Origin of the sequence: Pseudoglutamicibacter cumminsii, assembly GCF_016907775.1 — a bacterium.
GTDB lineage: Bacteria > Actinomycetota > Actinomycetes > Actinomycetales > Micrococcaceae > Pseudoglutamicibacter > Pseudoglutamicibacter cumminsii.
Genome location: NZ_JAFBCO010000001.1, coordinates 934577 through 954468, shown reverse-complemented (window position 1 = coordinate 954468; position 19892 = coordinate 934577). Strand labels below are relative to the sequence as shown.

General features: G+C 57.0%; 18 protein-coding genes. 9 read left to right on the top strand and 9 right to left on the bottom strand.

Going from position 1 to position 19892, the window contains the following annotated elements; translation table 11 throughout:
* Positions 1-188: 188 nt before the first annotated feature.
* From JOD50_RS04415 to dnaA, 4 genes are all read right to left on the bottom strand, one after another.
* Complete coding sequence (locus JOD50_RS04415; protein WP_204880567.1) at positions 189-806, bottom strand: DciA family protein; 618 nt, start codon at positions 804-806, stop codon at positions 189-191.
* On the bottom strand, positions 787-1980 hold the full coding sequence (recF, locus tag JOD50_RS04410; RefSeq protein ID WP_204880566.1) for a DNA replication/repair protein RecF: 1194 nt from the start codon (positions 1978-1980) through the stop codon (positions 787-789). Before recF ends, JOD50_RS04415 begins: the two co-directional genes overlap by 20 nt.
* A gap of 7 nt (positions 1981-1987) precedes the next feature.
* On the bottom strand, positions 1988-3112 hold the full coding sequence (gene dnaN, locus JOD50_RS04405; RefSeq protein WP_101630478.1) for a DNA polymerase III subunit beta: 1125 nt from the start codon (positions 3110-3112) through the stop codon (positions 1988-1990).
* 503 nt (positions 3113-3615) lie between these two features.
* Complete coding sequence (gene dnaA / locus JOD50_RS04400; RefSeq protein WP_204880565.1) at positions 3616-5316, bottom strand: chromosomal replication initiator protein DnaA; 1701 nt, start codon at positions 5314-5316, stop codon at positions 3616-3618.
* Between the two features lie 618 nt (positions 5317-5934).
* Between dnaA and rpmH the strand changes: the two genes are divergently transcribed.
* From rpmH to JOD50_RS04360, 8 genes are all read left to right on the top strand, one after another.
* Entirely contained in the window at positions 5935-6072 is a 138-nt protein-coding gene (rpmH, locus tag JOD50_RS04395) for a 50S ribosomal protein L34 (protein ID WP_204880564.1), read from the top strand.
* Positions 6073-6164: 92 nt separating this feature from the next.
* Positions 6165-6494, top strand: coding sequence for a ribonuclease P protein component (rnpA, locus tag JOD50_RS04390; protein WP_420825528.1), 330 nt, complete (start codon positions 6165-6167; stop codon positions 6492-6494).
* The gene (gene yidD / locus JOD50_RS10605) at positions 6481-6975 is read left to right on the top strand and encodes a membrane protein insertion efficiency factor YidD (RefSeq protein WP_204880562.1); all 495 of its coding nucleotides are present in this window, start codon (positions 6481-6483) and stop codon (positions 6973-6975) included. The genes rnpA and yidD overlap by 14 nt, the downstream gene beginning before the upstream one ends.
* 11 nt (positions 6976-6986) lie before the next feature.
* Positions 6987-7958 carry a membrane protein insertase YidC gene (gene yidC, locus JOD50_RS04380; RefSeq protein WP_204880561.1) on the top strand — a complete coding sequence of 324 codons (972 nt, stop codon included), beginning with the start codon at positions 6987-6989 and terminating at the stop codon, positions 7956-7958.
* Positions 7958-8542, top strand: coding sequence for a Jag family protein (locus tag JOD50_RS04375; protein WP_204881532.1), 585 nt, complete (start codon positions 7958-7960; stop codon positions 8540-8542). The genes yidC and JOD50_RS04375 overlap by 1 nt, the downstream gene beginning before the upstream one ends.
* Positions 8542-9303 carry a 16S rRNA (guanine(527)-N(7))-methyltransferase RsmG gene (gene rsmG / locus JOD50_RS04370; protein WP_239541524.1) on the top strand — a complete coding sequence of 254 codons (762 nt, stop codon included), beginning with the start codon at positions 8542-8544 and terminating at the stop codon, positions 9301-9303. Before JOD50_RS04375 ends, rsmG begins: the two co-directional genes overlap by 1 nt.
* 36 nt (positions 9304-9339) lie before the next feature.
* Positions 9340-10227, top strand: a complete 888-nt coding sequence (locus JOD50_RS04365) for a ParA family protein (protein WP_204880560.1) — start codon at positions 9340-9342, stop codon at positions 10225-10227.
* Positions 10228-11291: 1064 nt separating this feature from the next.
* Positions 11292-12503: a ParB/RepB/Spo0J family partition protein gene (locus JOD50_RS04360; RefSeq protein ID WP_420825527.1), complete on the top strand. Its 1212-nt coding sequence runs from the start codon at positions 11292-11294 to the stop codon at positions 12501-12503.
* A gap of 136 nt (positions 12504-12639) precedes the next feature.
* On the opposite strand, the gene trxA is transcribed toward JOD50_RS04360, so the two are convergent.
* The 5 genes from trxA to JOD50_RS04335 all read right to left on the bottom strand — a co-directional run bounded on the left by trxA (position 12640) and on the right by JOD50_RS04335 (position 18319).
* Positions 12640-12963, bottom strand: coding sequence for a thioredoxin (trxA, locus tag JOD50_RS04355; protein WP_109303496.1), 324 nt, complete (start codon positions 12961-12963; stop codon positions 12640-12642).
* A 35-nt stretch (positions 12964-12998) separates the two neighbouring features.
* Positions 12999-13943, bottom strand: coding sequence for a thioredoxin-disulfide reductase (gene trxB, locus JOD50_RS04350; protein WP_204880558.1), 945 nt, complete (start codon positions 13941-13943; stop codon positions 12999-13001).
* Positions 13944-14170: 227 nt separating this feature from the next.
* Entirely contained in the window at positions 14171-15922 is a 1752-nt protein-coding gene (locus JOD50_RS04345) for a hypothetical protein (protein ID WP_204880557.1), read from the bottom strand.
* 134 nt (positions 15923-16056) lie between these two features.
* Positions 16057-17778: a murein biosynthesis integral membrane protein MurJ gene (gene murJ / locus JOD50_RS04340; RefSeq protein ID WP_204880556.1), complete on the bottom strand. Its 1722-nt coding sequence runs from the start codon at positions 17776-17778 to the stop codon at positions 16057-16059.
* Positions 17768-18319, bottom strand: coding sequence for an NUDIX hydrolase (locus JOD50_RS04335; protein WP_101630489.1), 552 nt, complete (start codon positions 18317-18319; stop codon positions 17768-17770). Before JOD50_RS04335 ends, murJ begins: the two co-directional genes overlap by 11 nt.
* Positions 18320-18435: 116 nt before the next feature.
* Here JOD50_RS04335 and JOD50_RS04330 point away from each other — a divergent pair, with 116 nt between their 5' ends.
* Entirely contained in the window at positions 18436-19845 is a 1410-nt protein-coding gene (locus tag JOD50_RS04330) for a CCA tRNA nucleotidyltransferase (RefSeq protein WP_204880555.1), read from the top strand.
* The last annotated feature ends 47 nt before the right edge of the window (positions 19846-19892 follow it).

The following is a 19892-nucleotide window of genomic DNA, read 5'->3' as shown; positions in this document are numbered from 1 at the left end:
CGGGCACGCAAAAGCGCCGATTTAGATCCATTCTAGCGCGGAATGCGAACGCCCGCGGCCTTAGCAGGCCCGCAAACGCCCCTCAGACACGATCCATGTCCGTACATGTAGGGAATCCCCTCTAGCTACTCCATCCCCGCAAAACCGATTGAGCGGGATTCGCGGCACCAGAACGTGCTCCCCATACATCACCCATACGTATCCCGCGGACCGCGCCCACCCGGCGCAATCCGCGGACCCTTACGCCACGACGGCGCAGCCGGCCCTAAGACCCTAATCTGCGTCACCACACCATGCCCTACCGCGGCATCCAAACGCTTCAACAAATCATGCTGCATCAACTGCAAATTCGTCGCCCAGGCCGTCGACGAACACCGCACCACCACAACCGAATCCTCAAAAGACTCCGGAACCGCATGGGCCGCAACCTCCGGCCCCACAATCTCAGGCCACCGAGCCACAACAGAACCCACCGCAACCGGCTCAGACCAGCCCCGCGCACGCATCATGCCTTCTAGCAAGGACCCCAGCCCCACCGGATCACGACCACCAGCCTCGGGATCATCCCACCGAGCCCTACGCGCCTTCCGAGCCCGAGCCTTCTCCTTAGCCCGCTGAACCATCGCGGCATCCCTGCGCACATCGCCCTGCTGCAAAGCCAACTGACGCGCCCGAGCCAACGCCACCGTCGGGGCATCGTCCATCAACGCGTCAACAGCGCCAGCCTCAAGCTCATCCGGCTCAACGTCACCCAGTTCAACCTCACCCGGTTCAGTGCCACCCCGCTCACGAATCTCCCGCGTCATCCAACGTCACCTCCCCCGGGGAAACCCGCACCACCGTCGCATCCAAAACTTCAGGAATCTCACTGCCTACAGCCGCAGTCACCAAAACCTGCTCGGCATCCGCCAACGCAGCTACCAAACGCTGCCGTCGGAACTCATCCAACTCAGCGAAAACATCATCCAAAATCAACACTGGACGCGCGGCATCAGACGGATCGTCCTCGATCAAAACCCTGAACGCCGCGAGCCGCAACGCCAATGCCAACGACCACGTCTCACCATGCGAAGCAAAACCCTTCGCGGGAGCCTGCCCCAAACCGAACATCACGTCATCACGATGCGGGCCAACAGTTGTGGTGCCGCGTTCAATATCTCGTGGGCGGGCGGCCTCTAGCGCGCGGCTCACCACGTCAGCCAGATGCACCATGTCAGGAGTCAACAACGTCTCTGCCGCAACCGGACCGTCAACGGAACCCAGTTGTTCAGCCTCATCAACCACCGTGGCGAAATAACGCAACGTGGCCGCCTTAGCTCCGTTCGTGAGTTCCGAATAGGCTTCCGCAACATGTGGAGCCAACAACTTTGCAACGTGAATCCTGTTGCGCAAAAGCGGAGCCGCGGCCTGCGCAAAATGCATGTCCCACACATCGAGCGTCGCCTCATGCGCCTCAGTAAAACTGCCCGATGCGCGAGCCGACTTCAAAAGCGCGTTACGTTGACGCAGTACCCGCTCAAAATCATTGCGAGCCGCGGCCTGATCCGGGCGAAGCTGAACCACAAGATCATCCAGGAACCTCCGCCGCATCTCAGGCTCACCCTTGACCAACTCGAGGTCTTCCGGCGCGAACAAGATCGAACGGAAAACACCCAACGCCTCACGTGCCCGGGCAAAATCGGCGCGATTGATGCGTGCCCGGTTCCTGCGGCGAGGATTAATCTCAACCTCAATACGCGTCAACCGGTCACCACGGTTCACTTGCCCCGCGATCAACGCACGCTCCGCCCCGAAACGCACCAACGGCGCATCCTGGCTCACACGGTGAGAATCCTGCGTGGCCAAATAACCGATCGCCTCAACGATGTTGGTTTTGCCCACACCATTCGGGCCGACCAGCACAGTCGTTCCAGGACCTAACGGCAGATCAAGGTGCTGATACGTGCGGAAATCGTGCAGCGAAAGATGGTTCAGAAACACCTAAGCATCACGCGTTAGGCAGACGCACCGGCATCACCAAATAGCGGAAAGACATATCCGGCTGGCCGCTTTCCTGATCGAGCGCGGTAAGCATTGCAGGCTTAGGCGCGGTAGTGAACGCGAACTGGACGTTATCGGTATCGAACGCCGACAAACCTTCCGAGAGGAACGGAGGGTTGAACGCAACCGTGATGTCCTCACCATTGAGCTGGCTTTCAATGGCTTCTTCAGCCTGGGCTTCCTCGCCTGAGCCAGCATCAAGAGACACCTGGGCATCAGAGAACTGAAGACGCACAGGAGAATTGCGCTCAGCAACAATCGATACGCGACGAACTGCCTCGATCAGTTCCGACGTAGAAACCGAGGCATAGATGAGCGACTCTTCAGGGAACAGCGAACGGATCTTCGGGTAGTCACCATCCACCAACAGAGTTGTAGTGCGGCGCGAACCCGAAACGAAACCAATGATGTCGCCGTTTTCCTCCATGCAAATGCTGAGTTCACCGGCCGAGCCCAAGGTTTTTGCCACATCGGACAGCGTCTTGGACTTCACAAGGGCAGAGGTTGAAACGCTGGAAGCCGCAGGCTTCCAGTTCATCTCACGCATCGCCAGACGATAACGGTCCGTGGCTAACAACGTCATCGTGTCGTCTTCAAACTCAACCTTGATTCCGGTCAGAATCGGCAAGGTCTCATCACGAGCTGCAGCAACCGAAACCTGAGAAACAGCGCGAGCGAACTCCGATCCATCAACCGTGCCCAAAACCTCTGGCATCTGAGGCAAAGTCGGGTACTCATCCACGGGCATGGTCGCCAAGTGGAAGCGGGAACGTCCACACGAAACCGTGAGCTTGGAATTCTCCAGTTCAAGCGTCACTGGAGCTGCAGGAAGCGTGCGCGCGATGTCGGCAAGCATCTTGCCTGAGACAAGCACAGAACCTTCAGTTTCGATGCTGGCGTCTACATCGAGGTGAGCTGAGGTCGTGTAGTCGAAAGCTTCAAACGTCAGAGTGTTGTTTGCAGCTGTGATCAAAATGCCGGAAAGCACTGGGGTCGCTGGACGAGGTGCCAATGCCCGAGCAGTCCAAGTCACGGCTTCAGTGAGCACATCACGATCCACGCTGATCTTCACAGATTCACCTTCCGATGCAAATACGAGGCCCTAAGATTCCCTAAATTTCAAGCCTCGGAGCGGTATGAGGTTCACTCCTGTGCTCAAAAGTCACATAGGGCACGGGTTTAGCCTACCTGGTTCACAGGAGGAGGTCATTGTGAGCTTGCAAAATCATGGGGCTGCATACGGCTACAGAATTTCGTGAGACATGACCTTGGAGTGCCCGTCCCGGAAGCATCGAATCACAAAATGTAATTTGGAGGGATGTTTAAAGGCGGGGGTAGTAGTAACCGTTGTGGAGTTTGTGCAAAACCTGCCTGATCGGCTTGTTTTCGCTATCCACGAGGTGTGGATAACATGTGGAGAAACTCTAGGGTTTCATCCTCATAGCTGTGCAGGACGTAGGGCGCTATAACAACTATCCGCAAGAAACCGGCTTTATCCACAGTTATCCACAGACATATGCACAGTTCTTGCGGATAACTACAGAAAATATGCGATTTAGTCGCGTGAATACAGGGTTAATCCCGCTGCTGCTGACGCATCATGTTGGTCAATTCGGTGACCTGGTTGTAAACCTCGCGCCGTTCAGCCATGAGCTCGCGAATCTTGCGTTCAGCATGGATCACGGTCGTGTGGTCGCGGCCGCCCATCAATTCACCGATCTTGGGCAGCGACATTTCAGTGAGCTCACGCAACAGATACATGGCGATCTGACGTGCGGTGACCAAAGCACGGGTGCGCGACTTCGAGTTGAGCTCAGCCACTGTGAAGTCGAAATACTCTGCAGTCGTGTGAATGATCGTCTCTGGCGTGAGCGTTTGCGCTCCCTCATCTGTAATGAGGTCTTTGAGGACGTGCTCCGCAGTTTCCAACGTGACCGGCTGGCGGTTCAACGATGCGTAGGCGGTCACACGAATCAGTGCACCTTCAAGTTCACGAATGTTCGTGGAAATCTTCGAGGCGATGGCTTCCATGACTTCCGGCGGTACCGAAAGGCCCTCGGCCTCGGCCTTCTTACGCAGAATCGCGATACGCGTTTCAAGCTCCGGCGGCTGAATATCAGTGGTGACCCCCGAAGCGAAGCGTGAACGCAGGCGTTCTTCAAAGCCTGAAAGCTGTTTTGGCGGCAGATCAGAGGTGATCACTACCTGCTTATTGTGGTTGTGCAACGCGTTGAACGTGTGGAAGAACTCTTCCTGCGTTGCGTCCTTGTTCGCGAGGAATTGGATGTCGTCAATCAACAGGATGTCGACGTTGCGGTACATCGCCTTGAAGCTCGTACCTTCGTCATCACGAATCGAGTTGATGAAGTCGTTAGTGAATTCTTCAGAGTTGACGTAGCGAACACGGATGCCGCGGTACAGATCGCGTGCATAGTGTCCGATGGCGTGCAATAAGTGCGTCTTTCCAAGCCCCGAACCACCGTAAATGAATAAGGGGTTGTACGCCCTGGCAGGGGCCTCCGCCACAGCAACTGCAGCCGCGTGCGCGAACTTGTTTGTAGAACCGATCACGAACGAATCAAAAACATACTTAGGGTTTAGACGCCCAAATTCAGCCGAGGTCGATGGCGGTTGCGGCACTGGACGTACAGCAGGCCGCTGCGCTACGGGCACCGACTCGCCCTGGCTTGCATCGAGCCTTTCAGCAGCTCGCTGGAAACGCTGCACATCGGCCTCTGAGCGTACGAATTCGCCGTTATCCTGCGGATATTGAGAGGACTCTTCGTGCTCGTCCTGGTACTGGTCGTTCTTCTTGTAGCGGCCGCTATCGAACTCTTGCTGGTTGAAGTTCTCGCGGTGCCGTTCCGATGGAGCATATTCGCCGCGATCGTCGTATTCGCCGCGATCGAAACGAAGTCGCGGATCCACGTTCGCTGAAGATGCGTTGGATTCAGCGAACTGTGACTCGGCGTTGTCAGGAGAGGTTGTTTCGTTATCGCTAGCGTGTGTTTTGATCGCGGTGTCGATCGAGAACGCGCACAGCATGTCTTGACCAAAAACGGTGCGTAGCGCGTCATCGAGCGGTTCGCTCATGCCGTTCTGGATCGCGTCACGCGTGAGCTCGTTGGGGACTGCGACGAGGAATGTCGTTCCCACACGGCCTTGTGGCTGCGCTAGCTCGAGGTATCCGCGTTGGCGAGGGGTCACTCGTGAGTCTGAACGCAGCTCTTGGACCACTTGCCGCCACTGATCGGCAGCTGCGTCCTGAGTGCTCATCACAGTTTCCCTTCCGTTAGCGCATAGATCACGTGAGTTTTGCCGGCTCATGAGACCCGTCACCGGACAGTCTCGAGGTGCACAGCAAACACACAGCTGAGCCTACGGCACCATCAGTCTATGCGGTAGGCCTATCAGCACTACCGTACCCGGGTTTGCCACAGGATGCCGAACTTATGCACAGTGAATTGGGGATAACTAGGCCTGAAAAAGCAAGATATCCTCAGGGTTGTCCCCAAGTTGTGGATAACTTTGGTGAACAGGGTGTGAAAAGAAGGCAGACGGATTGTCATTTGCCTGGCATGACGACGACACCAAAGCACGCACAAGCGTCAGCCGAACTCAGCAGTCACCACCAGAACGCGCTCCCAATGGTGATCTACCTAACCCGAGTTTGACCTGACGCAAACAAACTCGCTATTATGGATCAGTTCCGTGCTATGCGGCGTGCCCAAAAGGCGCACCCGAATACCTGACAATGCACTGGCCAAACGGACCAAAAACGTTCCGGTTAGTCCTCGTTAGAGCACGGTTGTAAACGTGATACAACGCATCCATCCCGTTACTTCCCCAAGGCACAACGGACGATGCCCTAACTGACGTCATGGAGTGTTCAACGTGACCAAGCGGACTTTCCAGCCGAACAACCGCCGCCGCAGCAAGAAGCACGGCTTCCGCCTGCGCATGCGCACCCGCGCCGGCCGCGCAATCCTCTCGACCCGCCGCAACAAGGGTCGTAAGAGCATCTCTGCCTAACCCGCCTGAGTCGCCACTCGGAACCACACGGTCCCGGGTCAGCTCAAGCGAACCCATCAACGGGTGTTTTCGTGCTCCCACAACAACATCGAGTGCGCAAAGGCAATGAACTGCGAAACGTGATGCGTTCCGGTACCCGTAAAGGGTGCCGGAACGTCGTCGTCTTTGCGACACCAACCGATAACTCCGTGCCACGCTTCGGATTCATCGTTTCCAAAAAAGTAGGCAACGCGGCAGTACGAAACAAAGTCAAACGGCGACTACGCGCGAGCGCATGGGAAATCATCAAAGAAGGCATCCCAAACCACGACGTCGTAGTCCGCGGCCTACCCGCCGCAGCGAACACAGACTACAACACCCTTAACAAGGACCTCCGCAACGGACTACGCAGAATCGGGGTGGACATACGTGGCACCCAATAAAAACGAACGTGCAGCACGTGCCTACCACGAGCACGCCCACGCAACGGATCGAAACCGCGGCGACCACAGCAAACCTGCTGACGAACGTAGCCTCGCGGAGCAGCTCGGCCCAGCCCCCATCGTCCCCGACGATCAAGCACCTTCCGTGCCTTGGTGGCGCCACATCGTGGACATTCCACGCAACATCATCATCGGCTTCATCAAACTGTGGCGGCAAGTGATCTCCCCGCTCTACGGAGACGTCTGCCCCTACTACCCAACCTGCTCCGCCTACGGGCTAGAAGCAGTAACAAGCCACGGTGCAGTCAAAGGATCATGGCTCACCGTATCGAGAATCGCTCGGTGCAACCCATGGACCAAAGGGGGAATCGACCCAGTGCCACCCGGCAAACGGATTTGGCCTGAGTCGAAGGTACCGAAGATCATAGTGTTGAACCATCCCCTGCATTCATCTCAGCCGCACACCGCGGCCAAGGAGTAAAGCGGCGCTTTATGAATTTCTTTAACTGGCTACTGACCCCGTTCCGCTGGGTCATGTCCTTCCTCATGGACATGTTCCACAGCCTGTTTAGCTTCCTCGGGCTCGACCCAGACTCCGGTTGGACCTGGACGCTCGCGATCGTTCTGGTGACAGTCATCGTTCGTGCGGCCCTGATCCCAGTGTTCGCGCGCCAGATCCGTGCCCAGCGCGCAATGCAGGTAGTGCAGCCAGAGCTACGCAAGCTCCAACAGAAGTACAAGGGCAAGCGAGATCAGCTCTCGCAGCAGGCGATGCTTGCCGAACAGCGTGCACTGTTCAAGAAGCACAACACATCGATGTTCGCATCGTGTATGCCGCTTCTGATCCAGATGCCGTTCTTCTTCGCGCTGTTCCAGGTGCTGAACGGTTCCGCACGCGCCGCTAACGATAACGACAACATCGCAGCACTGTCCGCTGAGAAGGTCCGCTCCTTCCACGACGCGAAGATCTTTGGCGCTCGCCTCTCCGACACGTTCGTGGGGACACTCGGTAGCGATTCCCCGAACGTCTCTGTCATCATCGTCGCGATCGTTCTGATCCTCGCGATGGTTGGCCTCATGTTCTACACGCAGCGTCAGCTGATGACTAAGAACATGACCCCGGAAGCACAGCAGGGCCAGTTCGCACGCCAGCAGCGCATGATGCTGTACTTCCTGCCGATCGTCTTCGGTATCGGTGGTATTAACTTCCCATTGGGTCTGCTGGTTTACTGGACTGCAACGAACCTGTGGGTTCTCGGCCAGCAGATGTGGGTTATCAAGCGCAACCCAACCCCTGGCTCGCTTGCGGAAAAGGAACTCAACATCCGTCGTGCAGCACGTGGCCTTCCGCCGATTGGTGAGAAGGGTAAGCCTGCTCAGGAAGAGAACACTAAGACTAACCAGACGCACGTGCGTGGCCAGCGCGTCCAGCCGCAGCGTAAGAACCGGAAGAAGCGTAAGTGATGAAGGACGAACAGTTGCAGGATCTTGAAGCCACCCCTGAGACCGAAACGGAGCACGCGTCGGACGATGCTCCGCCTCAGCGTGGGAACGGTAAGTCTTTGACGATGCAGCGCCTCGAAGAGGAAGGCGACGCCGCGGCCGACTACCTCGAAGAGCTGCTGGATATCGCTGACCTTGACGGCGACATCGACATTGAGGTCCGCGGTGGCCGGGTCTATGTTTCGGTAGAGACCGAAGAAGACGATGCGGATCTTCAGGAACTCGTGGGCCGTGACGGCCGCGTCTTGGATGCGTTGCAGGAACTGACTCGGTTGTCGGTTCTGGCGCACACTGGTCAGCGTTCGCGTTTCGTTCTTGATATTGCCGGTTACCGTAAGGAACGCGGTGAAGAGCTCAAGGTGATCGCTAAGAAGGCTATTGAGGCGGTCAATGCTTCCGGTGAAGCGGAAGCCTTGGAACCGATGACGCCTTATGAACGCAAGATCGTGCACGACGTCATTGCCGATGCCGGTCTCGTTTCTGAATCTGAGGGTGAAGGTTCACGTCGCCACGTCGTCGTGCATCCTGCTGAGGACGAAGACTAATGATGTCGCACAGCTCGCCGAAGCAGCATCGTGATGCTGATGATGAGCCGCGCCGCCCAGGTACTGGACCTGAAGGCCCGCGTGTTGATTCGTCTGAGATCGCGGTAGCCCCTGAGGATGCTCCGCGTCCAAGCGCGGATGAGCTCCCGGCGGTCGAGCATTATTTTGGTGAGCGGTCTGAGCTGGCTCAACGCTATGTTGGGCATTTGGCCTCATCCGGTATTGAACGTGGGCTTATTGGTCCGCGCGAGATCCCTATTTTGTGGTCGCGACATGTTCTGAACTGTGCGGCATTGGCAGATGTGATGCCTGAAGGCGCCCTGGTTGCTGACGTCGGCTCTGGCGCCGGCTTGCCTGGTCTGGTTTTGGCTTTGGCGCGCCCTGACTTGACGCTTGTTCTGATTGAGCCGCTTCAGCGTCGTTGCCTGTGGCTTGATGAGGTCGTCGAAGATCTGGGTCTGAGTGACAGGGTCGACGTGGTGCAGGCCCGCGCTGAGCAGATGGCGGAGACGCTGGATGTTGATGTGGTGACGGCACGTGCTGTGACTGCGATGCGGCAGCTTGTCCCGTTAACTTTGCCGTTGATGCGCGGTGGTGGTGAGCTGATCGCGTTGAAGGGCCGTTCAGCCGCCGCTGAGGTTGAGAAGGCCGCTAAGGTGATCCGTAAATATAAGGGTCGAGACGTGCGTATTGAAACTGTGGGTGAGGAATGGCTCGCCGAGCCGTCTACTGTTGTGCGCGTTACGGTTGATCCTCGCTAGTGTGGACTCTGTAGGTTAAGGAAGAGAGGCTCTGGAATGGCAGATAGGAAGCATGCCGACAACGATGCTGTTGGTGCGTCGCGTTCTGCCTCTGGAGGTTCTCGCCGCAAGGGTTCTAAGGGACGTCCTAAGAGTACGCGGATCATCACTGTAAGTAACCAGAAGGGTGGCGTCGGCAAGACGACGACGACCGTTAACTTGGCTGCCGCGCTGGCCTTGCAGGGTATGCACGTTTTGGTGATTGATAACGATCCCCAGGGCAATGCTTCGACTGCGTTGAATATCCCCCACCATTCTGATGTTGCATCAACCTATGATGTCTTGATCGAGGGGACTCCGCTGGCTGAGGTGGTCCAGGACTGCCCTGACGTTGAGAACTTGGTTGTTGCTCCTGCGACGATCGATCTCGCGGGAGCCGAGATTGAACTGGTCTCTTTGGAGGACCGTGACCGCCGATTGGCTCAGGCGATTGATAACTACGCCGCCTATCGTGAAGAGATTGGGCTGCCGCGGCTGGATTTCGTTTTCATTGACTGTCCGCCTTCGTTGGGTCTGTTGACGGTTAATGCGTTCGTAGCTGCTCGTGAGGTTTTGATCCCGATTCAGAGCGAATACTATGCGCTTGAGGGTTTGAGCCAGTTGCTGAGCAACATCGAGTTGATCCGTGAACACATGAATCCTGAGCTTGTTGTGAGTGCGATTTTGCTGACTATGTACGACGGCCGCACAAACTTGTCTGCGCAGGTCGCGCAAGAGGTCCGTGAGCACTTCCCACAGCAAGCGCTGGAGTCTGTCATTCCGCGTTCGGTTCGTATCTCTGAGGCACCGAGTTTTCAGCAGACTGTTCTCACATATGACCCGTCTTCTACCGGGTCTTTGGCCTATCAGGCCGTCGCTCGCGAACTGTTATCAAAATCAAACTAACCAGATTTATTAGGAAGCTTTAGAGCTTCAAGTCGCCTTCTCTGCGAGTCGAGGACCTTACCTGACCTAGGGAAGGGAAGAATGTCCCATTCTGAGTGGGATTCTTGTTTCCGCACCTTCGAGCGTGTGGAGTCTTTTTGAGTATGAGGCGTGAGTCGTTTTATATGCGTGTTTCACGTGAAACATAGCGAGAGAACTATTCGTGGACTATAGCCGAGTACCTGGCGCCTTCGGCAACGCGATTCATTCCGGCAGGCTGGGCCCTTTTATAGAGTCCCACACAACACTTCGCTCATCTACGCTGGGAGCGAGCGCTCCATGTAAAGCAACTCTAGGGTTCGTCACGTGAGTGATCATCGGCGCTGCTGCAGAGTCAACAAGGCTTTGGTGAGTGACGCCTGATCTTCTAATAGTACCGAGCAATGGCTGTTGGCTAGACTTCGAGGGATCCAGACTTCCTTTCGAGAAAGCAAACAACCGAGGCGGTGCAGTAAACCTAGATAAGGTTCTGCTTCCGATGACTACGTTATGAACCGACGGTACAACCGGACGTATCATCGCAGACGACCCTAGCCGTTCTGCTTCTGTAACAGCCACAATATATTGTGTGAAGCTGGTAACGACTCCAGAGTCATGTCATTGTTTCACGTGAAACGGCCGCGCAATGCCAAAGCGCTTGTTGTAATAACTGGTAACCGTTCGCCTATGAGATAGACGGGTTTAGTGACTCTGGCCCAATGATCGCAAGGATCGCGTGGACTGCCTCCGTATAGTCCAGCACCTTATATGGAACAGCAAGCGAATTGAACGAAGTAGTTCCAGCAAACGTATGTAGTTGGCGATAAACTGGAAGCCGAGTGAAGGAGAAACACATGGCACCACCACGTAGACGCGGCCTTGGACGAGGGCTCGGGGCTCTCATTGGATCCAGCGCGGGAAGCACACAAGAACCGGACATAACAGACGACGTCGTCACGAGCAAAGCGGATCCTGATACGACTTCCGTCTCAGCGGCCACAGGTACCACTTCCGTAAACAAGACTAAGACTCCTTCCAAGTCAGTAGTGTCGACCGGTACAGATAAATCAAAGAGTAAGAAGGCTGCTTCCAAGTCGACAACTAGTGTCAACACTAAATCGCCTACTAAGAACGCTGGTGTTTCACGTGAAACACGCAAGGCTACGTCCGCCCCTGATAAGTCCAGTACAAAACCAAAAACTGCTTCCAACAGGCGACCAGTGGACTTCTTCTTCACTACGGAGGCAGATCGAGCTGTCACCGAAGATAAAACTGCAACGAAGGCACGAACGCAGAATAAGGTCGCGAAGTCACGTAAGGCGATGCCAGACGTGCTCTCACCTAAGGCTCGTGGCAATGTTTCACGTGAAACAGAACTTACTGTAAATGTAGAACCGGACATTATCGCAGATGAAAACGACGCGCTCGTACCCGTACCAGGCGCTACGTTCATGGAAGTTTCTGTAAAGGATATTCATCCAAACCGTAAGCAGCCTCGCCAAGTCTTCGACGAGGATGAGCTTGCAGAACTCGTTCATTCAATTAAAGAAATCGGTCTGCTTCAACCGGTTGTCGTACGCCCATCACGGGAAGACGGCGATCCTAAGTATGAACTGGTCATGGGTGAACGTCGCTGGCGTGCGACACAGAAAGCTGGATTTGACGTCATCCCAGCGATCATCCGAGAGACCGATGACGCTGATCTGTTGAGGGATGCTCTCCTAGAAAACCTTCACCGCTCCCAACTAAATCCGCTTGAAGAAGCTGCTGCATATCAACAGTTGATGGCTGAGTTTGATTGTACGCAGGAAGAACTTTCAGAGCGCATTGGCCGTTCGAGGCCACAGATCTCTAACACAATCCGCCTCCTGAGACTGCCCGCTCTTGTACAGCGGCGAGTCGCTGCAGGTGTGCTCTCGGCCGGCCATGCACGCGCAATTCTTTCACTGAGACGTACAGAGGATATGGAGAAGCTCGCCCAGCGTGTCGTGAACGAGGGACTCTCCGTTCGAGCTACCGAAGAACTAGCTCAGGTCATGGAGCGGCAAGGTGAAACTCCAAAGCGTCGTCGTGTAGCTGAGCCACGTCGTCAGGAGCGTTTAGATTTCTATGCCAACGAACTTCAGGATCGCCTCGAGACTAACGTCAAGATCACTCTGGGAGCTCGTAAGGGGCGCGTTCAGATCGATTTCGCGTCCGTAGACGATCTGAACCGCATTATGGGAATCATCAAGGGCGAAAGCGCCTCTGAAGGCTAGGAACTCATAGAGCCCTAAACAAAAGGGAGGCAGCTCCATTTGGAACTGCCTCCCTTTGTGTTTCACGTGTAACAACAGGATGAATTAGCTATGTTTCACGTGAAACATAGGGGGCCAGATGAGCCCGTGCAAACGATCAGATGTGCTCCTTGAACGCATCGAGCAGCTGAGCCTTAGGCTTCGCACCGATTGAGGTACCTACGTGCTCGCCACCCTTGAAAGCGAAGACAGCAGGAATCGAAGTGATTCCATACTTAGCGGCAATGCCTTGGTTCTCGTCAACGTTAACCTTGACAACCTGAAGCTTGTCGCTGTTCTCTTCCTGGATCTCTTCAAGAACCGGTCCCAGTGCGCGGCATGGACCGCACCATTCTGCCCAAAAATCCACAAGGACGGTCTTGTCGCTATTGAGAACCTTCTCTTCGAAGTCAGCTTCGGTTACATCGATAACATTGCTCATGAGTACTCCTTTGGAATCGAAACGTAGAAAGTTAGTTAGCTTGCTTTAAGTGACGCGAGGTAGTGCTCTACATCGATAGCCGCTGTGCAACCCGAACCAGCTGCAGTAATAGCCTGTCGGTAGGTAGGGTCAACGACATCGCCAGCGGCAAAGACGCCAGGAATCTTGGTCTTAGACGTACGGCCCTCCACAGCAATGGTGCCTTCATCGGTGATATCTAGCTGGTCAGCGACCAAAGAGACGCGCGGATCGGAACCGATCGCGATAAAAACGCCGGTAGCGTCGATGACAGACTCTTCGCCGTTAATTACATCCCGCACACGAACACCGGAAACTTTGTCATCGCCAAGGATCTCAGCAACCTCGCTGTTCCAGCGGACTTCGATGGATGGGTGGTTCAGTGCACGCTCGGCCATGATCTCCGAAGCACGGAAGGAATCGCGACGGTGGACGATGGTGACCTTAGAAGCGAACTTAGTGAGGAAAAGCGCTTCCTCCATCGCAGAATCCCCGCCACCGACAACAACAATCTCCTGGTCGCGGAAGAAGAAACCGTCACAGGTTGCGCACCAGCTCACGCCATGGCCGGTAAGCCGGGCCTCTGACTCAAGCCCAAGCTCACGATAAGCAGAGCCAGAAGCAACGATAACGGAACGCGCCTGATAGATCGTGCCATCGGAGAGCACAACCTTCTTGACATCGCCTTCGAGTTCAAGCGCTGTCGCATCGTCGTAAATAACTTCAGCACCAAAGCGCTCAGCCTGCTGCTGCATGTTCGTCATCAAATCTGGACCCATGATCGCTTCAGGGAAGCCAGGGAAATTTTCAATCTCAGTGGTCTTCATCAGCTCGCCACCAGCATCTACCGAGCTAGCGATCACGACGGGCTTCAGATCCGCACGCGCTGTGTAAATAGCTGCTGTGTAGCCGGCAGGTCCGGAACCAACAATAACTACGTCATGAATCTTTTCAGTGCTCACGTAACAGGGCCTTTCATAGCGGACCCACACGGCATAGGTCCAAGATCTTGACCGGTAACCCACGCTATTTCGCAACTCGCTGGGAGGTGCGGAAACAGCAGTACAGGCCACCCATACTCGTTAAGGGAAACAAGATAGGGCCGCCAGCTATTCCATAGGCAAAGAACAAGCCTGAAGCTTCTCGCGCCCTGCGGCGCGAGAAGCTTCAGGCTTGAACAGGGGTATTGCTACTTGACGTTGATCTCTGCCACGGTGAAGCCGTATGGTCGGCCGGCAGGACCGCCGCTAGCGATCTTTGGCAGCTCTGTGATGTTGACGAAAACATACTTGCCTTCAACACCCTTACCGAGACCAGCCTCAAGGGTGGGCCCGGAGAAGGAGCCGGAATATGCTTCCTTGGCGTCGTCGATGTTCTCGGTGTCACCAACAAGGATTTCCATGTTGCCACCCACGCCATTCAAGCCTTCAAGCTTGATTTGCTTAACGGGAGCGGACTCCTTGAGCTCAAGCACCAACGCCATCGACTTAGCGTAGTTACCGAACTGCGGCGTCGAATAGCTGTAGGTCTGGTAAGAGGTTGCCGGAGAGCCGTCGATCGCCTTCGGAAGCTCACCATCGGTGTCAGCGTTCAAATCCTGCGCGCCTGGAACGAGGCGGCTGATGGATGCGATTTCCGGTTCGACGTCCTTGGCATCCTCAGATGGCGACGCGGACTCTGACTCAGATGGTTCCTTGGAGTTCTCGGCACCTGGTTCGGAGCTGGAAGCTGCTGGTGTTGGTGTGCTGCCGCCATTGGTCAGGTTGCCGACTGCGAACACGACGCCGCCAATCATCAGAAGACCCAGCAACCCACCAACGATGACGCGGGTCCACTTGTTGCCGTTATCTTCAGGTTCGGATTCCTCAAACGCGCGGTTGCCTGCCCCGCCTGCTGAGCCGCCACCAGCATGCGCTGCACTCGCGTTGGCTGCGCCCGCTTCTGCTGCACCAGCACCAGCCGCGCCGGCGCTACCAAGGGCCTGACGAGGGAAACGAGCAGCAGGACGCATGTCGCCGTCGCGCTCATAGGCTTCGCGGGCTGCGCGCGCATCGGCTTCTTCGCGGCTTTCGCCCGTGGAAGCAGCGCCAGCGCCTGCTGCGGCAGCGTCCGTTGCGGCCCGGTTTTCCGCGGTGTCTACATCCGCGGTATCGGCACCGATATCAGAGCTGACTTGGCCACCGGATACAACCGGGGTGGCTTGGGTTGGAATGTCCGCAATGTCTACGTCTTCAGCTGCGTCGTTGTCCGCATCACGGTTGCGGGAGGACTCTTGGGACGCGTCAGAGGCCGATGTTGGAACGCTTGCGATTGGTCCGCTCGGTTCGGTTTCGGATGTGCCGGCAGACGATAGATCGACCGGTGGAAGCGTTGGTGAGCCGAGGTTTTCTGGCCGGCCCTCGTCTGGATCGGTGATCTCGGGGTGGTCTTCGTCAGCGGCTTCGTCGTTCTTGTGGTGGCGGTTGCGTAGGCGTTCAGCGAACCCGGAGAACAGGGGTTTGCGTGCTTGTTCGTGCGCGAGTTCTTCGTAGTATTCGGCGTCGTCGTCGTAGATCTGAGGCTCGTGGGAGCGCGATTCACCGAAGATTTCAGAACCGAGTGTGTCGGTCATGAAGGGTTCGACGTAGGGGGTTGCGCTTTCGATGACGAGGTCGAGGAGGTCGGTTGCGTCGGCGTCGGCGGCGATGAGGTAGGTCGTGGACTGGCTGATGCCGAGGTCGAGGACCTGCACGGGTGATGGCCGGGTTTCGATCGCGATTTCCCGGGCCGCGACGGCGAGGCGGGTCGCGTTGGCAGGTGCGGCCGTGAGGATGGACACGGTTCGGTTGAGGACTTGGTCGGTGCCGGTGAATACGCGGTCGCCTTCTTCGGTTGCGACGATGAGTTCGCCAACCTCGTAGCGTCCGCCTAGTACGGTGCCGCTGTCGATCTCTTCCGACACGTCTTCTCCTCGAACTTGACCAGCCTTGCGGTTCCGTTGGTGGGTGCGCTGGGGCTGGTTCTTTGGTGTTGGGATTGTTTCTTTAGTGTTTATGTTACCGGGGATGTTTCGGTGGGTGGCTTAGCGGCGGCGCGTTAGCGGGAGATCTTCAGTTTGCGCAGCACGGGCCCGAGGAAGTCGTCTAGTTCTGGAATGCGGGCGAGTTTGAGGATTCCGATGTAGGCGGCTAGCATCACGATGCCGGTTGCGGCGATGGTGGTGATGGCTGGTAGGTAGCCGCTCCAGGCCCACCCGTAGCTGTAGGCGCCGAGGCTGTAGGCGACGGCAGCGCCGATGAGGCCGGAGAGGAAGGCGCACCAGCCGATTTTGATGTATTGGCCGATGACGTTGCCCGCACCGTAGGTTCCGTATTTTTTGCGGATGGTGAGGTGGGCGACGATGGTCTGTGAGATGTGTGCGATGGGGAACGAGATGCAGAGCGCTTGGGCGCGGATTTCCCACGGCAGTGTGTAGGCGATGACGATGGCTGCTGTGAGGGTGAGGGCCGAGTAGAAGGTTTGCAACAGCATCGGCGTAAAAGTATCTTCTTTGGCGTAGAAGACGCGGATCAAGAAGAAGTTGTAGGACTGCCAGGGCAGCCCGATGGCCATAAGGGCGATGAGTATCGCGGTTGCGGAGCCGGCGGCTTCGGCGTGAATGCTTGTGCCGCCGAAGAGGCGGCCGAGCGGCCCAGCCAGCGTGATGAGTGCGACTGCGGAGAACAACATCGGGACCGCGATGGTGCGTAGGCCTTGTGAGAGCAGAGGCCCGACGTCTTTGGCCCGGTTTTCGCTGAATGCGTTGGAGAACTCGTTGAACAGAACAGTGGCGAGGGAGAGCGCGAAGAGGCTGTGCGGGAGGATGACGATCAGTTGCGCCTGGTTGAAAGCGGTTTCGCCTGGAACGGACGGGTTGCCTGCGCGCACCGCGGTCGCGCCGGAGACGACCTTGCCGGTGTAGAGGTTGACGATGTTGCCGATGGCCATGGCGAGCAGTGTCCAGGCGGCCATGCGGCCGACTTTACGCAGGCCCATTCCGCGGAAGCGAAAGTTGGGCCGTAGCTTGAGCCCGAGTGTCTTGAGAGGCCACAAGAGCACGAGTGCTTGAGCAGTCACACCCGCGGTGGCCCCGCCTGCGAGGACGAGGGTTTGGGTGCTGGACCAGGTCTCGAAGTGCTCTTCGGAGTTGCCGGCGTATGCGCCGAACATCGCGAGGTAGGTTCCGAGCGCGGCGAGTTGAATGACGTTATTCGCGACCGGAGCCCACATGTAGGCGCCGAAGCGGTGGTGCGCATTCAGTACCTGGCCTGCCACGGCGTAGACCCCGTAGAAGAACACTTGCGGCATGCACCAGTACGTGAAGATGGTTCCGAGGGCGATCATGGGCTCGGACCATCCCGCGGACAGGATTCTGATGAGCGCAGGCGCCCCGGCCATCAGGACTGCGGTAATGGCCGCCATCACGAGGATTGTGAGGGTTAGAAGCTTTGACGTGTATTCGCTGCCGCGGTCCGCGTTCTTGGATGCTTTGATGAGCTGCGGCACGAGGATGACGTTGAAAACCCCGCCAGCTAGCAGCATGAAGATGATCGTGGGCATCGTGTTCGATTTCTCGAAGATGTCTGCCACGTATGTTGTTGAGCCGATCGCGATGGCGAGCATCGCTGTTCGCACGAACCCGAGGACGCGGGAGATGAGGGTGCCGGACGCCATGAGGGCTACGGCTTTGCCGCGGCGCGCAGATGCCCCTTCTCGTGTTTCGTTGGCGAGGTCTGGGGTTGTGTGTCCCGTCGAGGTTGTGGTGCTCTCAGAGCTCATGCGTCTCGATTACCTCTCGAGCCATTTCGGCGATTCTGCGTTCGTTGAGGAAGGTGAGTCGGCGCGGGAGTTCGATGAGCGGAACCCAGGCGACGTCGACGGCTTCGTGATCGGGGTCGTTTTCGATGGTGAGTTCGCCGCCGGTCGCGATTAAAAGGAAGTGGTGGACGGTTTTGTGGACCCGGTATTGGGGCACCATGAACCAGTAGTCGATCGAACCGAGCGGGGCGAGGATTTGCCCGTGGATGCCGGTTTCTTCTGCGATTTCTCGTACGGCGGCTTGTTCGTGTGTCTCTTGGCCTTCGGGGTGTCCTTTAGGGAGGCACCATTCGAGGCGGCCTGCACGGTTGTAGCGGGCGATGATCGCTACGCGGAGGTCGTGGGAGTCGGGATCGATCACGATTCCGCCCGCGGAGACCTCTTCAACGGTTGGTGTTGAGGGCGTTAAGCGCTGTGATGCGCGCAGGGTTCGGGTACGTTCCCACGCCAAAGCGGCCGTCAACGGTGTGCGGCGCTGTGGGTTCGGAACGTGGTCACTCATATCCGACACTTTAGCTAATACAGCTTGTGGGTCTCTGTGTGTCGTGCGGTTTGTCTGTAATTTGGGTTTGTTCGCGTCGGGTTCTTTGCGCGGTATCTGGAAAGATAAGGAGCGTGATGGATCTACGTGATGTGCAGTTGCCGCCGCTTGCTCTGGAGTTGGGTGAGCGGTTTACGGCTGCTGGTTTTGAGTTGGCGCTGGTGGGTGGGCCGGTGCGTGACCTGTTTTTGGGCCGGGCCGCACCGGATCTAGATTTCACGACGAACGCGACTCCGGACCAGATTTTGGATGTGGTTCGGGGTTGGGCTGAGGCGACGTGGGATGTGGGCCGTGAGTTCGGCACGATTGCGTTGCGTAAGCGTGGTGAGGATATTGAGATCACTACGTACCGGGCTGATGTGTACGATGCGGGGTCGCGTAAGCCGCATGTTCGTTTTGGTGAGCGGCTTGAGGATGATTTGGCTCGCCGTGATTTCACGGTGAACGCGATGGCGTTGCGGTTGCCGGCGGCTGAGTTGGTGGATCCGTATGGTGGGCGTGCGGATGTTAAGGCCGGTGTTTTGCGTACTCCGTCTGGTCCGGAGATTTCGTTTTCGGATGACCCGTTGCGGATGATGCGTGGCGCGCGTTTTGTGTCTCAGTTGGGTTTTGAGTTGGCTGGGCCGGAGCGTGCAGCGATGCGGCAGATGGCGTCGCGTTTGGAGATTGTGTCTGCTGAGCGGGTCCGGGACGAGCTGAATAAGTTGATGTTGGGTGCTGATCCGGCGTCTGGCTTGGATGTCATGGTTTCGACGGGCTTGGCTGAGTTTGTGCTCCCTGAGTTGCCGGCGTTGCGCATGGCTACGGACGCGAATCATCATCACAAGGATGTGTATGAGCATTCGTTGACAGTTTTGCGGCAGGCGATTGACCATGAGGGCACATCGGAGGACGATGCGGTGCCTGGCCCTGACTTGGTGTTGCGTTTGGCGGCGCTTCTGCACGACATCGGCAAGCCGGCCACGCGCAGGTTCGAAAATGGCGCGGTGAGTTTCCGCAACCACGAGATTGTGGGCGCGAAGATGGCGCGGAAGCGCCTGCGTGCGTTGCGTTATGACAATGCGACGATCAAGGCAGTGGTGCGGCTCGTTGAGCTGCACATGCGGTTCTATGGGTATGCGGATGTCGCGTGGTCGGATTCGGCGGTGCGCCGCTACGTGAATGATGCGGGCGATGTTTTGAGCCGGCTGCATTTGCTGACGCGTTCTGACGTGACGACGCAGAACCGCCGGAAGGCTGAGCGTCTTGAGCACGCGTATGACGACCTGGAGCGTCGTATCGAGGAGCTCGCCGAGCAGGAGGCGTTGGACGCGATCCGCCCTGACCTGAATGGTCAGCAGATCATGGAGATCCTAGACATTAAGCCAGGCCCTGTTGTGGGCCGGGCCTATAAGTTCTTGCTGGATCGGCGCCTGGACCGCGGGCCGGTCTCGGAAGAGCAAGCGAAGCAGGAACTGCTGGACTGGTGGGCTGAGCAGGACAGCTGACCAGGACGCCTAGGTCACCTATTGACAGCGTCACCTACTTAAAGCGA